The sequence below is a fragment of the Streptomyces sp. NPDC059499 genome (assembly GCF_042749285.1).
Taxonomy (GTDB): Bacteria; Actinomycetota; Actinomycetes; order Streptomycetales; family Streptomycetaceae; genus Streptomyces.
Genome location: NZ_JBHYTT010000001.1, coordinates 1068407 through 1087832 on the forward strand (window position 1 = coordinate 1068407; position 19426 = coordinate 1087832).

Genomic DNA, 19426 nt, shown 5'->3' on the forward strand with positions numbered 1-19426 from the left:
CGTTCCGGTCCGGACGGACAGCCCCGTTGCCGTCCCCGTGCGGCTGGAACTGGACCGGCTTGACGAGCGCAGAGAGCGCGCAGGTCATCCCCGCGGGCCCGGGTCACCCACTTGCCGCGTTGTTACAGTGCTTGGAAAGATCACGGGGAAGGGGATCCAACGATGGTCGATCAACCGACCCTTGTCGTGTCATCCGACGATCTCACGCGGCTCGCAGGCGACTTGAACGAGATGCAGATTCATCTGGACACTCAGGTCCGGCGGATGGACACCATCGTGGACCGGATCGAATCCGGCTGGCGGGGCGAGGCGGCCAAGGGCTATCGCTCGCTGCACCGCGGAGCCGCCGAGGACGCGGTGCGTATCCGGGAGATCCTCAAGGTTCTGGAAGAAGCCGTCCGCATGGGCCGGGACGGCTTCACACAACAGGAGCTGGACGTACTCCACGCCATGCGATCGGTCCAGGCCGAAGTCGATGTGGCGGCCGAAGCACGTGACCTCTCCGAGGGCACCGCCCCGCCGAACAGCAGGATCAACGACCTCTGAACGAACGCACCTGGGGGAACGTCGCGTGTCCGACGACCACATAAGTGTCACCTTTTCCAGCCTGCGGGATCTGGCCGGCGATCTCGAGGACGTACTCAAACAGCTCAACGAGAAGCTCGAAACGCTCTACGACAGAACCGAGAAGGTCGTCCTCACCTGGGAGGGGGAGGCCCGGGACGCGTTCGTGGACGAGCTCGACAAGTGGGACCGCCAGATGCAGGACCTTCAGGCCGCTCAGGCATGGCTGCATGAGGTCGTCACGACCGGCCACAGCAACTACGCGGAAGCCCACCGGGCCGTCCTACGTGGATGGGGAGTCGCCTGATGGCCGAACCGTCCGCCGGCCCCTCCCCCTCGGCCACACCTCCAGCCGACAGCGACCCGCCGAGGAGTCCTTCGGACGGGCCGGAACCGACCCCTGAACCCTCGCCCGGTTCGCTCGAGGACCCGCAGGGCCGGGATATCTCACGTCATGACACCGGTTCGGCCGAGCGGGAGCGCAGGAGGAACGTCCAGGAGCTCAAACCCGCCGCCCCTCCGGACGCCAACGGCGGGTTCGACATCTCGCCGGGGCACGTCTACTACGCCTCGGGCCTCGTCAGCAACGAGCAGTTCGAGTTCGACAAATCCGCGACACAGCTGGTCGGCGCGGTGGGAGGGTGGAGCCAGACCCAGGTGGCAGGGCGCGGACACGGCGCCGACGCCTTCGCTGCGGCATACGAGGAAGTGGCCGACAGCTTTCTCGAGCTGTGGGCGAAGAGCATCATGAGTATCGAAGGTGTAGTCGTCGGCCTGACCGTGACGGCCAACAACTACCAGCAGGCGGACTGGGCCTCGCGGGAAGCCAACCGTCGGCATCGCGGGGAGGAACCCCCGCGCAGGAGCCCACCGGCCACCGTGGGCAGCACCAAGTACCAGTCCGTCTCATCGATCAAGTGGACGGGTACGGGCGACAACTCCGGCCCGATTCTCGCGTGGGCCGGGAACGGCCCGGACTGGCTCGCCGGACAGATCGACGAGGCCATCGAACACACCCTCAGGCTCGGTAAGACCGTGGAGATCACTCCTGGGGCACAGACCGGCGAGCTACGGGCCATCGGTGACGCATGGCTCGTGGCTTCGAAAGCGGCAAAGGCCTCCGCCACCAACTTCACTTCGTGTATCGCCTATCTCACCGATGGCGGCAACAGCGAGTGGCAGGGGGCGATGAACTCCTTCTGCCAGTCGATCTGGGGCACGACGGCCTGGGGTGGCACCCGAGGGATCTCCGATGCGCAACCGGCTCCCCGTGGCGCCGCGGACTCCCGCGAGTGGAGGACCAATCCGTCCGAGTCACCGGCTGGCAGGCGGCCGATCATCGAGGTTCTCGCGCGCACCGGCGAAACGTTGCATCGGGCCTTCCACGACGCGGCAGACGCGGCGGACAAGTCCCGGGAGACGACCTCGAGGCTCGCTGTCGAGGCGGCGAACGCCACCGTCAAGGACCTGACGGTCGACCTCGACCTGGGTGAGCTGACCAGGCTCAGTGCCACCCTGGCGTTCGGGGAGATCACGGCCACCTTTGCCAAACACATGGACAAGGCGGGCGCGGACGCGGCGGTGGAAGCCTGCCACTCCGCCTTCCACGAAGCAGCACAAGCGGTACGGGGGCTCAAGCCCGAACTGCAGGAGGCCTCGTGGAGCGCTCCGGCGTTCGCCGCCGAAGAGGCGCGCGCCCGAGCATTCGGCGCCCGCGCGCTCGACGAGTTCAAGCCTAGGCATCGCTGGTCCCGGCCGGGCCACGCAGACCTCGGCATCTACGAGATTGATCTGGCGTCGACCGAGTGGCTGGAGAACTCGCACACCATCAACAAGCACGTCGGCCTGACGAACGACCAGCTCGCCCAGCGTCTACGGGACGATCTGAAGAAGCCGCCCCGGCCGGGAAGCGATTGGGAATACGGGCAGCCCAAGATTGCCAGAGCGTCCGCCTTCGAGGACATCGACTCTGCGCAACGGATGACCCAGTACAACATCGATGCGAACCAGGGCGTAATCAAGAGTTGGCTCGATGAGCAGCCCAGTGACGAGAAGCGGCTCGACATCAGGGTGTCCGAGACGGCGGATCCGAAAGAGTACAGCGGTCGGAGTATCGACAAGAAGGAGATTCAGAACTCGCCCTTCCCGGCGGACAAGGCGGTGAAAGTGAAAGGGGTAGAAACGCGCCTCGTGTACAATCCCGACCTGGATCCGCCCTTTACTGTCTTGTCGTCCATGCCAGCTAATTTCAAGGAAACAAAAACCTGATGACCGCAAATCAGCAGAAGAAGCACATGTTGCGGCGAGACACGATGGAATACTTCAGCCTGGAGGGCGCCCGAATCGCACTCGCCCCATTCTCCTCCACAGGCGTTCCCAGCGATCCCGCCGAATGGAAAAGACGCCTGGCGTCCACCATCCGCGGCCTGTACTACACCAGTAAGGGGGGGAGGAGCATCTATGAAGTCTCTTCCCAGCTCCTCAGGGCTGCGGAAATCTTCAGCAACGACCCCGGCGCGCGAGCCCTGAAGAAAATCCCGGCGGCAGTTCCACCCGAAAGAACGCCCGAAGTCTACCGCGACATCTCTGCCCACATTCTCGACTGGGGCTCATTTTCGCTAGAAGAGAAGTACGGTCAGAGCCACATGACCTCCCATGAAATCACGCTCAGATTTCCGCGCTTCAGCCAGTTCTTGCCCATCTATTTCGGGCAGGACGGCGTGGCAATTTCCGACGACATGCAGTTTGCGAGCATCGAGGAGGGCATTGCCATGATCATCGACGAGGTGCACCCACTGTGCATGTGGAACCTGCCCGGCCTGGCCGCCGAAAGCTACGAGGCCCTGGCGCTGTTCCAGAACGACGAAGACGCGATGGACCGATTCTTCTCGGAGGTGTTCGGCGGGGGTTCCGGTGATGCTGACTTCACCGAATTCTTCCCCCTGCTCGCCCAGTCGATTATCGACCACCTCGCCACCGCACATCCCCCGGTGTGGCCGAAAGGGAATTGACGCACACCATGCGAACCCGCAGCGCGACGTACACCGACCGTGAGACGGCCCAATGGGCCACCCAGAAGGTCGTGACCGCCAACGAACAGGCCATTCACCACTGGCTCGCCCAGTCCACACGGCAGCGCCTCACCATCGAGGCGGCGTGGCCCTCTCGCCCAGACCCGGTCGGGCGGGTACTGCTCCAGGCGATGATGCTGGCCGGACGACCCGCCGTCGATGTGCGCGCGTCACGGGTCGTCCTCAAGCGCGACCCCGCACGATCCCACGGCTTCGTCGTCCACTCCACCGTCCCGATCTACCTCTAGAGGCATCCGTGTCCCTGAATCCGCTCGAACACGACTGCAAGTACGGCGAGTTGGACCAAGTCGTCCGCGCCCATCTGGGACGTACCGCTGATGACGAAGAGGCGATCACCGGCTATCTGCGCCATACCTGGCGTACGCGTCCTTGGTCCATCGCCACCGCCGAGTTCCAGCTTCGCGAGTACGCCCGGAACCCTCCGGGCCGGCTGCGGTTGCGCCTGGGGGAGTTCTACCCCGTGCCAGACGTGGGGCTGCCGGACGACCAGATCCAGGCCTGGCTACTGAGGCTCGCGGACCGCCTCAAGGAGAGCGTCGAAACCGGCCAGGCCCCGCCACCCGCACCGCCGCAGACGCACTGGGAATGGCGCTCACGCTTCCCGGAGCTCGCGCAGTTGCTGGGGGGCTGGTACTCGCAGGACATGCCGGACGAGTTCGAGAACCACGAAGCCGCGTTTCAGGACTACCTGGACAACACCGACCCGGGACTGGTGGCCCAGCTCGCCGGTGAGCTCCATGACCTGCTCGCGCTCCCCGTCGAGGAGCTCGACTACGCCACCGGGCTGGCCGAACTCGGTCTGGAGGTCGAGCCGCCCACCCCACTCAGCACGGTCGGCTGGCTCGTCGAACTCGCCCGCGCGGTCGACCGGCACTGACCACGCTGCCACGCCTACGGCCGCAAGCACGCGCGGGCCGACGACGCTGCCATCATCGCTGGATGACGACGACAGGCAGGCACCTGCCGGCAGGCTGGACCCTGGAGGAGATCCGCGACGTCTCCGGTGACCGGGAGGCCATCCCCCTCGGCATCGACCGTGTCGTGACGGGCTGGCCCGATCAGGACGAACGGCTCCGACCGGAGATCGTCCTGGGGTTCCACGGACTCTGCATCGTGAAGGCCGCCGACGACCCCCTCTGGTACATGGGCAGCCTGAACGACGACGGCAGTGTCATCTGCTGGAGCATCTACGACGATCTCCACGAGGCACTGCGCGGCCTCTAGGCCCTGTTTTAGCAGGTGGTCCGCCGGCTGGGACGGTGCCGAGCGGAGCCGTTCGAGGTGAGTGCTGCCAGGCGCACAGTGCAGTGGTGAGGGCGAGTTGGGGCAATCTCCTGGAGTCAGCCGTGCTATGAAGCCCCAGGCCGATGGCGGGTCCTGGGGCTTCGTTCCTGCGGGGAGAGCGGTTGTGTGGCCGGTCAGCGGTTGAGGACTTCTTCGATCTTGGTGGCCACCTGCTTGGCCTGGATGTCGCGGCCCTTCGCGTTGGGGTGCGCGTACCAGGGGATCTTGGTGCCGAGGAGTTCGAGCTGGGATTCCTCCAGCAGGCCGCCGATGCCGCGGTCGGTGCCGTCGCACGCCGTGTTGGCGCCGGTGCTGGCGTAGAGGTCGACGAAGTCGGCGCCGCCTTCGGCGTCGGCGGCGGCCTTCTTCGTGACGTCGTTCAGCCGCTTCTGGATCTGGTCCAGGACCGGCAGGGCGTCCTGGGGGATGTCGGCGAGCGGCAGCTGCGTCTGACCGGGCGCCGCGGTCTGGCACTTGGTGGTGTCCTCGGGCACGAGCCGGGGGTAGCCGACCAGGACACGCTTGGCGTCGGGGGCGAAGTAGCCGATGCGGTCGAGCAGCTCCTCCAGCTCCCAACCGACCCGCTCGAACTGGTCGTCCAGCCACTGCTTTCCGTCCCCGGTCCCGAAGAACTCACCGCACTTGGCGGCCGGCTCGTCCTTGTCCACCGGGTCGCCCGGCAGCAGAGAGGGGTTCCGGAGCTCGTCGGAGCACTGCTTCAGGATGCGGTTGAAGCCCAGTGTGTTGCCGCCCAGGCTTCCCACGGTCAGCTGGGTGTCCTGCTTGAGCGCGTTCTGCTGCGCCGGGAGCTCGCCGGCGCCGAAGGGCAGCTCCTGCTTCTCCCAGAAGTGGTGGATGAGCGCGCCTCCGCAGGAGACGTCCGACTGGACGTCGAGCGTGATGCCCTTGTCGGCCAGGCTCCGGGTGGCGACGGCGGGATAGTTCTCCTTCGCCTGGAAACACCAGCCCCTCTCGCTGTCCTGGTTGTTCACGGGAGCGATGCCGAAGTTGGCGGTGTAGGAGTCGCCGAAGAAGACGGTCGGTACGGGGTCGGCGGGCGCCGCGGCGGCACCTCCCGCCGGCACGGCGAGTGCGAGGCAGCTGCCGAGCGCGATCGTGGCGGCGGCCAGCCGCCGCGCCCTGGGAGTGGTCCTCGTCTTACGCATGGCAGAAGACATGGCTGTGCCCTTTCGTCGGGGCCCACGAGAAGAGGGAATGAGAGAAGAACGTAACGCTAGGTATTCATTCACAAACGGAACGCGATGGTCCAGCGAAAGCAAAGCGCAACCGGGCGATCTTGGTCAACCTCGTCACGCCGGGTCGTCTCGCCTGCTCAGCGGGGGTGTTGAGGAGGAGCGGCTGCCGAGATCGAGAACGTTCATGACCCGAACGGGGAGGGCAGGTGTGGCCGCGCTGCGAGCCGGACTGCGAGGCCGCCTGCTGGTGGGGCGAGGGGAGTCGGCACACGGCCGTTCCTGTCGAACGAATGGGCGGCCGTCACAGACGTCGACACGGCTGCGCAGCTCGAACCGGCCAGAATTCCGCCTGCGTCGGGGTCACCCGGGCCGTCTCACCCCTGATCGTCGGACGAGGAGAGGCTCGGGAACCTCATCGCAGCCACTGGTGGATCGCTGCGACGTGAACGGTGGCCTCGAACCGAACCGAGAGCTTGTCATAGCGAGTGGCGACCGCCCGATGCTGCTTCAGACGGCCGATCCCGCACTTGACCGCGTGCCGGGCCTTGTAGTCCTGCCAGTCGACGGTAGGCGGGCGGCCACCCGTACGGCCACGACTCTTGCGGTTGCGCGCCTGGCCGGCCGGCTCGGGAATCGTGCACCTGATCCCACGTCTGCGCAGGTAGGCGCGGTTCGCGCGAGAGGAATACGCCCTGTCTCCCCGCACCCGCAGCGGGCGAGTCCGTGGCCGGCCAGCACCGGGCCTGGGAACCAGGATCGCTTTCAGGACCGGCTCGAACTGAGGACTGTCGCCCCGCTGGCCTGCCGTGACCAGCAGCGACAACGGTTTCTGTCCCTGCTCGCACGCCAGATGAATCTTCGCGTGGTGAACCCTCCCCGGGACCTGCCCAGTCCGTGGTCGTCCGGTTCATGCCCGACTCCGCCGGGCGGCTCCTTCTGCTCGGCGCAGTTCCAGCGGGCACCAACTGCGTGCTGGTGGGCTCGACGTTGATCTCCCAGGTGATCAGCCCGGCCGCATCGGCCCGTGCCTGCAGCAACGTCAGCAACCGGGCCCACACAGCCTGCCGTTGCCATCTGCGGAACAGTCCTTAGACAGTTTGCCAGGGCCCGTACTCATGCGGCAGGTCACGCCATGGGACACCAGTTCGTACCCGCCATCGCACGCCGTCCACGAGTCGCCGCCGGCCCGGCGACCTGCGGCTTACGCCCACCGCGGGCAGCAACGACTCCACTACCGACCACTGCTCATCGGAAAGATCCCCACGCCCCACAAGGCCGATCATCCCGGTGCAGGACGCCAGCCAGAAGACCCACCTAAAACACGGCCTAGGAGCCTCGGTCAGCGGACGACGTCGAAGACGTTCTTCTGCAGGCCGTTGGGGTACGCCTCGTGCTCGACGAGCCGCAGCTTCTGGGTGTCCTTGTCCGTGTCGCTGAACAGGCGCTTGCCCGCGCCGAGCAGGAGCGGGAAGACGAGCAGGTGGTAACGGTCGATCAGGCCGGCGTCCGAGAGGCTCCGGTTGAGGGCGGCGCTGCCGTGGACGATGATCGGGCCGCCCTCGGTCCCCTTCAGCGCGGCGACCTCGTCGAGCGAGCGCAGGATCGTGGTCGGGCCCCACTCGGAGACCAGTGCGTCCTCGGTGAGCGTGGTGGAGACGACGTACTTCGGCATGACCTTGTAGTCGGCGAAGTCCTCCATGCCCGGCCAGACCGGGCTGAACGCCTCGTAGCTGGCCCGGCCCATCAGCATCGCGGCGGCTTCCTTCTGCTCCCGGCCCTTGATCTCGAAGGCTTCGGGGAGGAACTCCACGTCCTTGAAGGTCCAGCCCGAGTTCCGGTAGCCGGGCTCGCCGCCCGGGGCCTCCACGACGCCGTCGAGCGAGATGAAGGCGGTGGTGATCAGAGTGCGCATCGCAGGTCTCCAGACGTCTCGGTGTCTCTTGTGCCGATTCTCAACAGGGTTGACTGCGGATCGTGGCGAAACTCATCGATCACCACCCACCGGCTTCCCTACGCACTTCTTTCGGCGCCGGGCGGCCGGGGCTCAAGCGGCGAGTTCCGAGCGCTCTTTCAGCGGAATGGGTGGAGGGACTGGTTCCCACCCCCCCTCCCTGCCTGGCGGGTTGACTTTTCGTGACCGACTTGCAACGGACGGTGGCGACGCTCTAGCGTTCCGAATACCAAGCGACCCCCGCCCGGTGCGGGAACACCTGACAGGGGTCTGACCACCACGATCGAAAGAGCGATCCGATGGCTGCGAGCCAGTTTAGTGTTGCCCCCTCCACCCCGTACGAGCCCCCGCACCCGATGGCCGGTCCCGGCTACGGCAAGCGCTCGGCTCCGGGCCAACGACCCCGCGGTGAGCGCGATTTCGCGCAGCTTCCGCCCCGTGAGGCGGCCGTCGCCGCGTACATCGACCGGCTGCCCGACGGCGCCGACATCTCCGTGAAGACACTGGCCAAGTGGCTCCCGTACGGGCAGTGCGCCCTGCGTACCGCCCTCAACCGGATCCAGGCGGCCGGGTATCTGCGCCGGGGCAGTGAGTGCGTCGCGACCGACGAGGTACTGCTCTGGGTCACCCGGACGTTCTTCTCCCGGACCGCCCGCGACGACGACTGGTGGGCGGCCTTCACCCGGGGCGACGTACCGCAGGAGACTCAGCAGCGCCCCACCCGCTCGCGGGCGTTCGTCCTGCTGGCCGCCCTGGGCCGTACCGCACCCTCGCTGAGCCTGTCGGCGGCGGACTGCGTGAGCCTGGAACCGCAGGTCAGCGAGTGGTTCGAGCGGGGCGCCACCGAGGCGGAGACACTGCGCGCCCTGACCGAAGGGCTCCCCGCCGTCGTCCACCACCCCGCCTCCCTCGTCCGGCGCCGCCTCATCGACAAGCTGCCGCCCGAGCGGACCCACCATGCCCCCCGGACCGTCCTGCGCACCCTGGAGTGCAGCGTGTGCCGTGCGCCCGGCAGTCCCGAGGCACTGCGCGGTGGCCGGTGCGGTCCGTGCCGCGACGAACCGTCGGACGGCCCCGCCGGACCTCCCGGAGCGGTGCCCACCACCGGGGTGCGCGAGCGGATGACGGCGGTCCGTGCGGGCCTCGTCCCGCGGCAGGACAGGACCGTCAGGGCCAGGGAGTCCATGGCGCGCACCCGGCACTGACCGCGCCCGGGCACGGTGTCCGCCGCAAGGCGGGCCGCAGCCGGGCGCGATCACGGGCGGGAGATCAGCCCGAGGTGCAGGAACGGCCGTTCAACTTGAACGCGCTGGGGGCGGCCGCCGCCCCGGAGGCCCTGGTGTTGAATCCGAAGTCGACCGTGGCACCTGGCTTGATCACCCGGTTCCAGGACAGCGGCCGGGCGCTGAGCGTCCTGCCGTGCTGGTCGAACTCGGCGCTCCAGGTGTGGCTGACCGCCTGCTCGCCGGGCAGGAGCCAGGTCAGCTGCCAGGGCGAAATGGGCTCCGAGCCGGTGTTCTTGAGCTTCACCGTGACCGTCGAGCCACTGTTCCAGGGGTGCGAGGTGTAGGAGACCGCGCACGTGCGCGACGCGGTCCCCCGCCCGTCGCCCGCGTCGTCCAGATACGAGGCGATGAAGGCGAGCGGCGCGTTCCAGTTGATGGTCACCTCGTTGGTGGCCCAGGAGCCGATGTCGTCGAGGTAGCACATCGCGGGTGCGCACCCGCCCAGCTTCTCCGCGGCGACCGGGTCACCGGCGGCGACGGCGGTGAGGTTCGGGCCGCCCGCGATCGAGCCGGCCGGCGGGTGGGGGAGGTCCGGGTCGTTCTGGTGCGCCCAGAAACGGTGGTGCTGGTTGCGCGAGTCCCGCTCGCCGTAGCCGGTGACGTACGACCGGTTGAGGGGATTGCGGCCGAGGAGGTAGTCCGCACCGCTCAGCACCGCGTCCTGGTACCCGGCCTCGCCGGTCAGGTCGTGGGCCGTGGCCAGCACGACCATGTTGTTCAGGACCTGACTGTTCGAACCCCAGACGTAGTCCTGGTCCTTGGGGGCGTACGGAAGTCCGTACACCTGCGCGCGGGACTGCGCGGCGTAGCGGTCGGCGGCCGTGGTGACGACGGAGCGGACCTCACCGAGCTGTGCCGTGGTCAGGCCGTTCGGCACGGTGGCCAGCGTGAGTACACCCAGCCCGCCGGTCGAGGCCCACGAGATACCGCCGCCGGCCGGGAAGACCGCGTCGGTGTCGCCGTGCAGGTCGGAGGAGAGCACGGCCTGACGGAACGCGTCCTCCCCTGTCGTCGTGAACAGCTCCGCGGCGGCCCAGTAGAACTCGTCCGAGACATCGCCGTCGCTGTAGGTGCCGCCGCCCGTGCCGTCGTTCGGGTCTGCGAGGACGTCCGGGTGCGCCTGGGCCGCGGCCCAGGCGGTCCGGGCGGCCTTCAGGCAGCGGCCCGCGAAGGCCGCGTCGAACGGGGCGTAGAGCCGGGCGCACTGGGCGGCCGCGGCGGCCAGGTTGAGCGTGGCGGCCGTCGAGGGCGGGTGCAGTTCACGCTGCTGGGGGTCGAGGTGCGGGGGCAGCGGCAGCCCGGTCCACGCGGCGTCGTGCATCTTGTGATGGGCCATGCCGGCCAGCGGCTTGCCGGCCGGGACCTGCATCCGCATCAGGAACTCCAGCTCCCAGCGCGCCTCGTCGAGGATGTCCGGTACGGCGTTCCCCCGCTCCGGCACCCGCAGCGCGCCGTCCCCGAACTCCGCGGACTCGGCATCGGCGGCGGTCAGGGTGCGCTCGTACGTGGCCATGAGCTGGGCCACCGAGATCCCGCCGTTGACCACGTACTTCCCGTGGTCGCCCGCGTCGTACCAGCCGCCCGACACGTCCAGCCGGTAGTCACAGACTCCGGGCTGGCACGGGACGTCCGTGTCCCCCTTGTTGGGCGCCACACCGATGTGTCCGGCCGGCCTCGCGTAGGCGTCACCGACGAGGTCCGCGTCGATGGGGATGCCGCTGCGGTTGTGGTAGAAGTACGCCAGCGCGTCGGAGCGCAGGCTGTCGTACAGGTCGGCGCGCAGCGAGAACGGCTCACTGACCTGGCCGTCGATCTCGACGGTGTATCCGTCGCCCGCGGTGGTCAGGCCGCTGAAGTCGAAGGTGTGGACCCGCCGGCGGGAGCTCGGGTCCTCTCCCTGCGGGACGGTGGTTCCGGTGGCGGCCGTCGTACCGTCGGCGGCCTTCACGGACCAGGGAAGCGGTGTGTCGGCGTCGGTGACCACCGTGCCGTTCTTGGGGCCGTGGGGCAGATAGCCGACCTGGTTGACGCGGACCGGCGACCCGGTGTCCGGCTCGTACACGGGCGGCTCGGCTCCGCCGCGCAGCGACACGTCGTCGAGGCAGAAGGTTGTGGCGCTGTCGCCGCCCCCGATCTGCAGGGCGACCTGGGCGCCCGCACGGTCGGCCGAGGCGGTGAACACGTGGGTGACCGTCACGGCGTCCGGTCCGACGGGGTCGGCGGTGGCGAGCTCCGTGGCGTACGGAGCGGTGGCCTCCTGGACGCGGGTCTGGACGGTGAGGGGTTCGGTCGACGTGGCCGTGTAGCTGAGCGCGTAGCTCTCGCCCGCGACGATCGGGATGTCGTTCTGGCCGATGATGACGTCCCACGGGTTGACCGTGCCGGCCGGGACCGCGGCGCAGAGCCGGCCGTCGGTCACGGCGCCGGACGTGTTGGCCGTCCACCACCAGGGAGCGGTACCGGCGGCGAAGTCGCCGTTGGCTATCTGTTCGGGGCCGGGGTCGGCCTCCTGGGCACCGGCCGTGCCGGGCACCGCCAGCGCCGCCGCGAACAGTAAGGCGGCGGCTGACATTCCGAACCCGCGCCGCCCCCGCCGGGGGCGGGCGGGCGCGGGCCGCGCGGAGAGTGGTGAGGCATTCACCGGGAGGACCTTTCGTCGACTGGGCGGGGCCGGGAACACAGATATGGGAGCGCTCCCACCGCATTGTGGGGGCGGATCGGGCTGTTCCGCCAGGGTCATGACAGAGAATGCGGCGACGTTCCGGGCAGGCCTCCGTCCCGCGGCAGGAATTCACCGCTTCGATACACATACAGAGCCTTCGTTGCCATTCGGTGCTTATATCGCTCCGGGAGCGGTCGCCGTGCCCACGTCGACAGGTCAGCGAGGTATCCAGGTGCAATCCGCCGATCGCGGAGGGGAAGCCGGGCAGCAGACGGAGGAGCCCGATCTGGACCAGCTGATGCTCTGGACCGCCGAAGGGGACCGGGAGGCGTTCACCGGCGTCTACGACAGGGCGGCCGGGCCGGTGATGGGCCTCGTCCACCGGGTGCTGCGGGATCCGGCGCAGTCGGAGGAGGTGGTCCAGGACGTGCTGCTCGAAGTGTGGCGTACGTCCGGCCGGTTCAAGCCCGACCGCGGCAGCGCGATGACCTGGATCATGACCCTGGCGCACCGCAGGGCGGTGGACCGCGTACGGGCGGCACAGGCCGGCGCCGACCGCGAGCGCAAGGCGGCGATGCTGAACTCCGGGACTCCCTTCGACGAGGTCACCGAGCGGGTGGAGACCCGTCTGGAGTGGCAGCAGGTGCGCCGCTGCGTACGCGCGCTCACGGACATCCAGCGCGAGTCCGTGACGCTGGCCTACTACGGAGGGCTCACCTGCAAGGAAGTGGCGCAGTCGCTGTCCGTACCGCTGGGGACGGTCAAGACCCGCCTGCGGGACGGGCTGATCCGGCTGCGCGACTGCCTGGGGGCGAAGCCGTGAACACCGTGGACCCGCACGAGTCGTCCGGCGCCTACGCCCTGCACGCACTCACCGAGGACGAGCGCCTGGACTTCGAGAGGCATCTGGAGGAGTGCGAGTCCTGCCGGCGGGAGGTCGCCGAGCTGCAGGCCACGGCCGCGCTGCTGGGCCGGGCGACGGCGGTGGCACCGCCCGCCGCCCTGCGGGAGGAGGTCCTCCGCAAAGTGGCCGACACACCGCAGGAGACACAGACAGCACCCCGCCCGCACGAGGTGCCCAGGCCCCACGAGGCACCCGGACCGCAGGAGGTACCCGGACCGCAGGAGGTACCCGGACCGCAGGAGGTACCCGGGCCGCAGGAGGTTCCCTGGCCGCAGGCCGACGGTACGGCCCGCAGCCCGGCGCGGCAGTTGCCGCGCATGGCGCTCGCGGCCTCCGTGGCAGCCGTCCTGGTCGGCGTCGGCGTCGCCACCTGGCAGTACAGGGAGGCGGAGGACGCCAGAGCGGCGACCCGGCGCGCGCAGGAGCGGCAGGACAGCGTGGCCCGGGTGCTCACGGCGCCCGACGTCCGGGTCGAGACCCAGGAACTGCGCGGCGGCGGCACAGCCACGGTCGCCTTCTCGCGCAGCGAGGACGCGGCCACGCTCGCCGTGTCCGGCCTGCCGAAGCTTCCCGCGAGCAAGGTCTACGAGGCCTGGTTCATCGAGGACGGAACACCCGTGCCCGCCGGACTGCTCAGCCGGAATCCGGGGCGTCAACTGTCCCTGCTGGAAGGTCCGGTGGACGAAGCCACCGCGGTGGCCCTGTCCGTCGAACCGGCCGGAGGATCCCCTCAGCCCACCACCGTCCCGTTCGGCTCGGTCGACCTCCCCGCCTGAGACGGACGGTTGAACATTTTTCGCGATTCACCCCAAACCTTCTCCCCGGTGCCTCCGAATCCCTTGTGTAAAGCCACTCACGGCCTCGGTGTCGTATCCGACAGGACCGGGACCCGAGTCCCGGACCGAATACGGGAGTACACCGCCGACGCGGGTGGCCGACCAGCGAGAGGAAGGTGAGTCCGATGACTGTTTCCGTCCGAGTCCGCCGCCTGGTGGCCGGAGCCGCGACAGCCGGCCTGCTGGCCGGCGGTGCCGCCCTGGGCGCCGCCGGGACAGCGACCGCTGCCCCCGCCCCCACGGCCGCGACCTCGACCGTCACCGGGGACCACGACCACAACGACCGCTGCACCTGGAAGAAGGGGCACTGGGAGAAGAAGTGGGTCAAGGGCCACTGGGAGAAGAAGTGGCACAAGGAGTACCGCTCGGACCACAAGAGCTGGCACCCCGCCTACAAGGACCACCACGGTAAGTCGCACGCGGGCTACTGGCAGCACGACGGCAAGCTGCACAAGGGCCACTGGAAGAACGTCTACGTCCCCGGCCACTGGGACACGCACTGGGTCAAGGGCCACTGGAACTGCCACCACCGGTGACAGATCGGTACCCCCTCCGCTCAGAACGGGGTTCCCGGGCCGAGGCCCGGGAACCCCCTCGTCCGTTCCGGCACCACTCCGCCCGGCGTCCCACGAGGACGCCGCGTCCTCATCGGGACACCGTCATGACCACAACGACCGCACCCCCGCCCGTCACACGGCTGGGCAGGCAGACCATTCCCCTGCCGCCCGGCCCGGAAGCCCCCTCGCACGCACGCCGGGCAGCCGTCTCCTTCCTCCACCGGATCTGGCCCTCGCTCGACCCGGGCCGCCGTGACGACGTCCTGCTGATCGTGTCCGAACTGGTCACCAACGCGGTCCGGCACGCCCCCGGGCCCAGCACCCTCACCCTGACCACCGCCGCAGGCAGCCTGGACATCGCGGTGACCGACTGCTCCTGCGTCCCACCGGCCCCCCGCTCCCCGGATCTGACCGACGGCACCGGCGGCATGGGCCTGCACATCGCGGAGGACCTGGGAGCCCGGGTGTTCACCGAGCCGCTCACGGACGGCAAGTGCGTGCACGCGGCCTTCGACAACACCTGACGGGCCCCGGCGGCCTCGGTGGTGCGGGATCGGGACAGGTCAGGCAATGGCCGAGCGGCCTGTCGGTGCCAGTCGCAGTACCTGGGGCGCCGCCGTCTGTTTCCTCTCGATACCCGGCAGGATCTCGTCCCGTGCGAAGGGATCGGCGCGTACGTCGGCCAGGTGCTGCCGGCAGGCGCTCTCGTCCGGGTACGAGGTGAAGACCGCGACGACGTTCTCCCCGGTACGGACCGGCAGCGCGGTGAACGTGTTGTGCGCCCGCTCCGTCATGAGGGCGGCGAACGGCCGATGGCCCGTCCTGCGGAGGACCGGCAGGAGACCGTCCCGAATCAGCGCGACGCCTTCGTGCCGTCCGGGAGGGAAGGACCACACGGTGCCGGACACGTATCGCTCCGGTGCCGGCGCACCGACCGGGGGCCGCCCGGACGCGGGGACGGCGAAGCCGTTCCCGTCCGACAGAGGGCGCAGCAGCAGAACGTTGTCCGAGTCGGCCATCGTGGCGTTGGCGCGGGGCCCGTGCTCCGCCCAGACGGGGCCGCCGTAGAAGTCCGTCAGTGCGCGGTGGCGTGCCGTCATGTCCCGGAACCCGCGCAGCCAGACGAAGCGGTCCGGGTCGTCGAGGTCCCGGAACTGGCCGAGCACGGACATCCCCGCCTGTTCCTGGGTCTCGACGAACTCCTGGTCGAACAGCTCGATGAGTGCGTCGCGTCTCCCGGGGCGCAGCGTGTACTGGCGCAGTTCGATCACTGCGGGGTGGACGACGGGGTCCGTAGGGGGCACGGCGGGCTCCTGTTCCGTTCTCTTCCGCGGGCGTGGACCGACGGTAGGACGGCCGTGTGCCAGGGCCTGTCAGGGTTTCCGGTGAGAACGGCCCCGGGGAACATCCGTGTCCCATGAGTGCCGTACTCCGGCCGCCCCCCTTCGCAGCGGGCTTCTGTGCTGTGCCGCCCCCCTTTACAGTGAGCTCCTGTGCTTTACGGAAGATCTGCGGAAGTCAGCGCGCTCGACGAGGTGATCGCCCGGGCCCGCCATGGCTGCGGCGGCGCGGTGGTGCTCCGGGGTGAGGCCGGCGTGGGCAAGACCGCCCTGCTCGACGGCGTGGCCGCGCGGGGCGAAGCGATGAGGGTGCTGCGGACCGGCGGCGTCGAGTCCGAGTCCGACCTGGCGTTCGCGGCGCTGCACCAACTGCTGCGGCCGGTGGCCGGATTGCTCGACGCACTGCCCGGGCTGCAGCGCGACGCCGTGCGAGCGGCCCTGGGGCACGCCGCCGGCGGCGCGGGCGACCGCTTCCTCCTGGGCGCCGGCGTGTTGTCGTTGCTGGCCGAGGCCGCCGGCCCGGAGGGCCTGATCTGCGTGGTCGACGACTTCCAATGGGTCGACCGTGCCTCGGCAGACGCGTTGCTGTTCGCCGCCAGGCGGCTGGGCACCGAACGGATCGCGATGTTCCTCGCCGTCCGCGGCGACGCTCCCGTGAAGGGTGTGCCGTCGACGGTGGGCGTGCGCGGCCTGCCCGAGGACGCCGCGGCCGAGCTGTTGGAGTCCCGGCACGGGCTGCCGGCCGCCCCGGTGAGACGGGAACTCATCACGCTGACCGGGGGGAACCCCCTGGCCCTGAACGAGATCGCCGCCCGGCTGACGCCCGCTCAACTCGCCGGCCGCGAAGCGCTGCCCGACCCGCTGCCCGGTGGCGCCCGGCTTTTCGGCGACCGGGTGACCGGGCTGTCGGCCCCCGCCCGCCTGGTCGCCCTGCTCGCCGCCGTCGAGACCGATGTCGAGGTGGTCCTGCGTGCCGCCGAGCGGCTGGGGGTGGGGGCGGGGGCAGCGGCCTTCGCCGAGCTGGAGGAGAGCGGGCTGGTCGAGGTGTCGGGCACCGGCATGCGTTTCCGTCACCCGCTCATGCGATCCGCTGTTCACGAGGCGGCCGCTGCCGCCGAGATCCGCCGCGTGCACGCCGTCCTGGCGGATCTGACCGCCGGCGATCGTCGGGCCTGGCACCTGGCCGAAGCCGCCCTGGGTCAGGCCGAGCCGGTCGCCCTCGCGCTGGTGGAGGTCGCCGGGCGGGCTCGCGACCGCGGCGGGTACGGCGCTGCCGCCACCGCCCTGACCAGGGCCGCCGGACTGACTCCCGAGCCGCGCGCCCGCGCGGTCCGGCTGAAGGACGCCGCCGTGGCGGCCTGGCTCGCCGGCCGGCCGGGACAGGCCGAATCGCTGTTGGCCGAGGCACGCGAAGGGGTCGGCGGCGACAGCTCGCTCGCGATGGAGATCGCTCAGCTCCGGGGCCGGTTCGAGTTGAACTCGGGCAATGCCGCCGAGGCCGTACGGATCCTGAGGGCGGGCGACAGCCTGGACATGCTGGCCGACGCCGTGGAGGCGGCCTCGTTCGTCGGCGACACGGCGGCCGTCATCGAGCTCGGCCGACGGGCGGCGGCGCACCCCGACGGATTCCTGCGGGACGCGGTGGCCGGGATCGGGCTGACTCTGAACGGTGACGCTGCCGGGCCGGGCCTGCTACGACGGGCACTGGCGCGGGCCGGCGAGCTGGAGGATGCGACGGCCTACCTGTGGGCGGCGGCCGCGGCCAGCGCTCTGGGCGAGTCGGATGTGTCGACGGAGATGGCCGAGCGGGCCGGGCGAGTGGCCAGGGTGTCGGGGATGACCGGGCAGCTGCCCGTCGTGCTGGAGTTCGTGGCGACGGCCGATCGCCTCGCCGGGCGGCTCGCGCGCAGCCGGGCCGTCTCCGAGGAAGGTCTGGCACTGGCGCGGGAGGCCGGGTACGAGAACACGGTGGCCGCGCACCTGGCCAATCTGGCGGTGCTGGCTGCTCTGCGCGGCGAGGAGGAGCCCTGCGAACGGCAGGCCCGCGAGGCGCTGGCCATCGCGCTGCCGCACCGGGTGGGACTGCACGCGGGGGTGGCCGCGTACGCGGCGGCCATGCTCGACCTGTGCCTGGGCCGCTACGCGTCGGCACATGACCGTTTCCGGGCGATCGCGGTGGCGGGGCCGGGCACGGGGCATCCGACCGTGGCCTGGCGGACCGTGCCGGACCGGGTGGAGGCCGCGGTGGGCGCGGGCGACGAGGCCGGTGCCCGAGCGGCGCTCTCGGCCTACGAGCGATCGACCGAGCACGCCGCGACGTCCGAGTCGCGTGCGCTGCTGGCCCGCTGCCGAGGCCTGGCCGAATCGGCCGAGGAGGCTTTCGACGAGGCGCTGCGGCTGCACACCAACCCGTTCGAGGCGGCCAGGACGGCCCTGCTGCTGGGTGAGCGCCTGCGCCGCGCGCAGCGGCCGGGTCAGGCGCGAGCGCATCTGAGGATGGCGTGGGAGATCTTCGAGCAGGCCGGTGCCCGGCCGTGGGCGCGGCGTGCGCAGGAGGAGTTGCGGGCGGCGGGCGAGAACGCCGGCGCCCCGCCCCCCGGCGTGCTCGACGCGCTGACCCCGCAGGAACTCCGCATCGCGGGCCTGGTCGCCGACGGGTTGTCGAGCAAGGAGATCGCCGCCCAGCTGTTCCTGAGCCCGCGTACGGTCGAGTACCACCTGTACAAGATCTATCCGAAGCTGGGCATCGGCTCCCGTACGGATCTGGCGCGACTGGTAGTTCTACGGAAGGCACCCGTAGCCGCGGACGACATGCTTTGAGGCATGCCAAACGTAACCATCTGGAGTGAAGAGTTCGGCGCCGAGACGGACGCGCCGATCCTGTTGATCATGGGTTCGATGTCGCAGGGCATCCTGTGGCCGGACGAGTTCGTCGGCCGCCTGGCCGCCGGAGGCCGCCGGGTGATCCGGTACGACCACCGTGACACCGGCATGTCGGGCACCGTCGACTTCGCGACCGATCCGTACACCTGGGACGACATCAAGAACGACGTCCACCGCGTGCTGGCGGCCCACGGCCTGGACAGCGCCCACCTGGTGGGCCACTCGGCGGGCGGGCTGCTCGGCCAGCTCATCGCCGTGGAGGCGCCGGAGCGGGTGCGGTCGCTGACCGTCATCGCCTCCTCGCCGCTCGGTGGCGGCGAGGGCCAGGTGCTCCTGCGGGCCCTGACGGGCCGGCCGCAGCCCGAGGGCAGCCTGCCGGAACCGGCGCCGGAGTTCGTGGAATTCTTCCGCGCGCTGATGGCCGCCCCGCCCGCCCGGGACCGCCGCGCGCTGATCGACAGCATGATCGCCGAGCAGCGCGTGCTGCACGGCACCGGGCTGCCTTTCGACGAGGACGCGGCGCGCCGACTGCAGGAACGCGTCCACGGCCGGGCCCGCGACCTCTCGGCGGCGGCCAACCACCGGCTGGCCGCAGGGGCCGACCCCGACTTCGAACCGGTGGACGTACTGCACCGGGTGAAGGCACCCACGCTGGTCATCGAGGGCAGCCACGAGCCGGTCAAACCGGGGCACGGCGCGATCATCGCGGAGCAGATCCCGGGGGCGCGGCTGATGACCGTGGCGGGCATGGGGCACACGCTGCCGACGGAGACGCACCAGGAACTGGCCGACGCGATCCTCACGCACACGGCCGAGTGAGGAAGTCTGCTGCAGAAGCCCTGTGTTCCCGCCATCGAAGTGGCGGACCTGA

18 protein-coding genes and 1 pseudogene are annotated in these 19426 nt (G+C 69.9%); 14 read left to right on the top strand and 5 right to left on the bottom strand.

Features of this window, described 5'->3' with window-relative positions:
* Positions 1-162 precede the first annotated feature (162 nt).
* The 7 genes from ACFW9O_RS05090 (at position 163) to ACFW9O_RS05120 (ending at position 4880) form a co-directional block, all read left to right on the top strand.
* On the top strand, positions 163-546 hold the full coding sequence (locus ACFW9O_RS05090) for a WXG100 family type VII secretion target (RefSeq protein ID WP_384605116.1): 384 nt from the start codon (positions 163-165) through the stop codon (positions 544-546).
* 25 nt (positions 547-571) lie between these two features.
* Positions 572-871, top strand: coding sequence for a WXG100 family type VII secretion target (locus ACFW9O_RS05095; protein WP_384605119.1), 300 nt, complete (start codon positions 572-574; stop codon positions 869-871).
* Positions 871-2832 (top strand): RNase A-like domain-containing protein, encoded by a 1962-nt coding sequence (locus ACFW9O_RS05100; protein WP_384605122.1) that lies wholly within the window; start codon positions 871-873, stop codon positions 2830-2832. The genes ACFW9O_RS05095 and ACFW9O_RS05100 overlap by 1 nt, the downstream gene beginning before the upstream one ends.
* Entirely contained in the window at positions 2832-3575 is a 744-nt protein-coding gene (locus tag ACFW9O_RS05105) for a hypothetical protein (protein ID WP_384605125.1), read from the top strand. The genes ACFW9O_RS05100 and ACFW9O_RS05105 overlap by 1 nt, the downstream gene beginning before the upstream one ends.
* 8 nt (positions 3576-3583) lie before the next feature.
* Positions 3584-3883 carry an RNase A-like domain-containing protein gene (locus ACFW9O_RS05110; RefSeq protein ID WP_384605127.1) on the top strand — a complete coding sequence of 100 codons (300 nt, stop codon included), beginning with the start codon at positions 3584-3586 and terminating at the stop codon, positions 3881-3883.
* Positions 3884-3891: 8 nt separating this feature from the next.
* Positions 3892-4533 (top strand): contact-dependent growth inhibition system immunity protein, encoded by a 642-nt coding sequence (locus tag ACFW9O_RS05115; protein WP_384605129.1) that lies wholly within the window; start codon positions 3892-3894, stop codon positions 4531-4533.
* 62 nt (positions 4534-4595) lie between these two features.
* The gene (locus ACFW9O_RS05120) at positions 4596-4880 is read left to right on the top strand and encodes a hypothetical protein (RefSeq protein WP_384605132.1); all 285 of its coding nucleotides are present in this window, start codon (positions 4596-4598) and stop codon (positions 4878-4880) included.
* A gap of 194 nt (positions 4881-5074) precedes the next feature.
* On the opposite strand, the gene ACFW9O_RS05125 is transcribed toward ACFW9O_RS05120, so the two are convergent.
* The 3 genes and pseudogenes from ACFW9O_RS05125 to ACFW9O_RS05135 all read right to left on the bottom strand — a co-directional run bounded on the left by ACFW9O_RS05125 (position 5075) and on the right by ACFW9O_RS05135 (position 8048).
* Positions 5075-6118 carry an SGNH/GDSL hydrolase family protein gene (locus ACFW9O_RS05125; RefSeq protein ID WP_384605135.1) on the bottom strand — a complete coding sequence of 348 codons (1044 nt, stop codon included), beginning with the start codon at positions 6116-6118 and terminating at the stop codon, positions 5075-5077.
* A gap of 430 nt (positions 6119-6548) precedes the next feature.
* A pseudogene (locus ACFW9O_RS05130) lies at positions 6549-7407 on the bottom strand (IS5 family transposase).
* A gap of 68 nt (positions 7408-7475) precedes the next feature.
* On the bottom strand, positions 7476-8048 hold the full coding sequence (locus ACFW9O_RS05135) for a dihydrofolate reductase family protein (protein ID WP_384605138.1): 573 nt from the start codon (positions 8046-8048) through the stop codon (positions 7476-7478).
* Positions 8049-8386: 338 nt separating this feature from the next.
* On the opposite strand from ACFW9O_RS05135, the gene ACFW9O_RS05140 reads away from it, so the two are divergent.
* Positions 8387-9292, top strand: coding sequence for a hypothetical protein (locus tag ACFW9O_RS05140; protein WP_384605140.1), 906 nt, complete (start codon positions 8387-8389; stop codon positions 9290-9292).
* A gap of 64 nt (positions 9293-9356) precedes the next feature.
* Here the strand turns inward: ACFW9O_RS05140 and ACFW9O_RS05145 are convergent, their stop codons facing one another.
* On the bottom strand, positions 9357-11945 hold the full coding sequence (locus ACFW9O_RS05145; protein ID WP_384605143.1) for a glycoside hydrolase family 9 protein: 2589 nt from the start codon (positions 11943-11945) through the stop codon (positions 9357-9359).
* 322 nt (positions 11946-12267) lie between these two features.
* Between ACFW9O_RS05145 and sigK the strand changes: the two genes are divergently transcribed.
* The 4 genes from sigK to ACFW9O_RS05165 all read left to right on the top strand — a co-directional run bounded on the left by sigK (position 12268) and on the right by ACFW9O_RS05165 (position 14856).
* Positions 12268-12858 carry an ECF RNA polymerase sigma factor SigK gene (gene sigK / locus ACFW9O_RS05150; protein WP_384605145.1) on the top strand — a complete coding sequence of 197 codons (591 nt, stop codon included), beginning with the start codon at positions 12268-12270 and terminating at the stop codon, positions 12856-12858.
* Complete coding sequence (locus ACFW9O_RS05155; RefSeq protein WP_384605148.1) at positions 12855-13715, top strand: anti-sigma factor domain-containing protein; 861 nt, start codon at positions 12855-12857, stop codon at positions 13713-13715. The genes sigK and ACFW9O_RS05155 overlap by 4 nt, the downstream gene beginning before the upstream one ends.
* 185 nt (positions 13716-13900) lie before the next feature.
* Complete coding sequence (locus ACFW9O_RS05160) at positions 13901-14311, top strand: hypothetical protein (protein ID WP_384605149.1); 411 nt, start codon at positions 13901-13903, stop codon at positions 14309-14311.
* 125 nt (positions 14312-14436) lie between these two features.
* Complete coding sequence (locus ACFW9O_RS05165; protein WP_384605152.1) at positions 14437-14856, top strand: ATP-binding protein; 420 nt, start codon at positions 14437-14439, stop codon at positions 14854-14856.
* 39 nt (positions 14857-14895) lie between these two features.
* On the opposite strand, the gene ACFW9O_RS05170 is transcribed toward ACFW9O_RS05165, so the two are convergent.
* Positions 14896-15636, bottom strand: a complete 741-nt coding sequence (locus tag ACFW9O_RS05170; RefSeq protein WP_384605155.1) for an NIPSNAP family protein — start codon at positions 15634-15636, stop codon at positions 14896-14898.
* A 189-nt stretch (positions 15637-15825) separates the two neighbouring features.
* On the opposite strand from ACFW9O_RS05170, the gene ACFW9O_RS05175 reads away from it, so the two are divergent.
* Both ACFW9O_RS05175 and ACFW9O_RS05180 read left to right on the top strand, forming a co-directional pair.
* Entirely contained in the window at positions 15826-18492 is a 2667-nt protein-coding gene (locus ACFW9O_RS05175) for an AAA family ATPase (RefSeq protein WP_384605157.1), read from the top strand.
* 3 nt (positions 18493-18495) lie between these two features.
* The gene (locus tag ACFW9O_RS05180) at positions 18496-19374 is read left to right on the top strand and encodes an alpha/beta fold hydrolase (protein ID WP_384605159.1); all 879 of its coding nucleotides are present in this window, start codon (positions 18496-18498) and stop codon (positions 19372-19374) included.
* The last annotated feature ends 52 nt before the right edge of the window (positions 19375-19426 follow it).

Excerpts from the sequence above, each read along its gene's own strand:
- ACFW9O_RS05090 (WP_384605116.1), top strand. The coding sequence starts at position 163 with ATGGTCGATCAACCGACCCTTGTCGTGTCATCCGACGATCTCACGCGG.
- ACFW9O_RS05100 (WP_384605122.1), top strand. The coding sequence starts at position 871 with ATGGCCGAACCGTCCGCCGGCCCCTCCCCCTCGGCCACACCTCCAGCC.
- ACFW9O_RS05105 (WP_384605125.1), top strand. The coding sequence starts at position 2,832 with ATGACCGCAAATCAGCAGAAGAAGCACATGTTGCGGCGAGACACGATG.
- ACFW9O_RS05110 (WP_384605127.1), top strand. The coding sequence starts at position 3,584 with ATGCGAACCCGCAGCGCGACGTACACCGACCGTGAGACGGCCCAATGG.
- ACFW9O_RS05120 (WP_384605132.1), top strand. The coding sequence starts at position 4,596 with ATGACGACGACAGGCAGGCACCTGCCGGCAGGCTGGACCCTGGAGGAG.
- ACFW9O_RS05125 (WP_384605135.1), bottom strand. The coding sequence starts at position 6,118 with ATGTCTTCTGCCATGCGTAAGACGAGGACCACTCCCAGGGCGCGGCGG.
- ACFW9O_RS05135 (WP_384605138.1), bottom strand. The coding sequence starts at position 8,048 with ATGCGCACTCTGATCACCACCGCCTTCATCTCGCTCGACGGCGTCGTG.
- ACFW9O_RS05140 (WP_384605140.1), top strand. The coding sequence starts at position 8,387 with ATGGCTGCGAGCCAGTTTAGTGTTGCCCCCTCCACCCCGTACGAGCCC.
- ACFW9O_RS05145 (WP_384605143.1), bottom strand. The coding sequence starts at position 11,945 with ATGTCAGCCGCCGCCTTACTGTTCGCGGCGGCGCTGGCGGTGCCCGGC.
- ACFW9O_RS05160 (WP_384605149.1), top strand. The coding sequence starts at position 13,901 with ATGACTGTTTCCGTCCGAGTCCGCCGCCTGGTGGCCGGAGCCGCGACA.
- ACFW9O_RS05165 (WP_384605152.1), top strand. The coding sequence starts at position 14,437 with ATGACCACAACGACCGCACCCCCGCCCGTCACACGGCTGGGCAGGCAG.
- ACFW9O_RS05180 (WP_384605159.1), top strand. The coding sequence starts at position 18,496 with ATGCCAAACGTAACCATCTGGAGTGAAGAGTTCGGCGCCGAGACGGAC.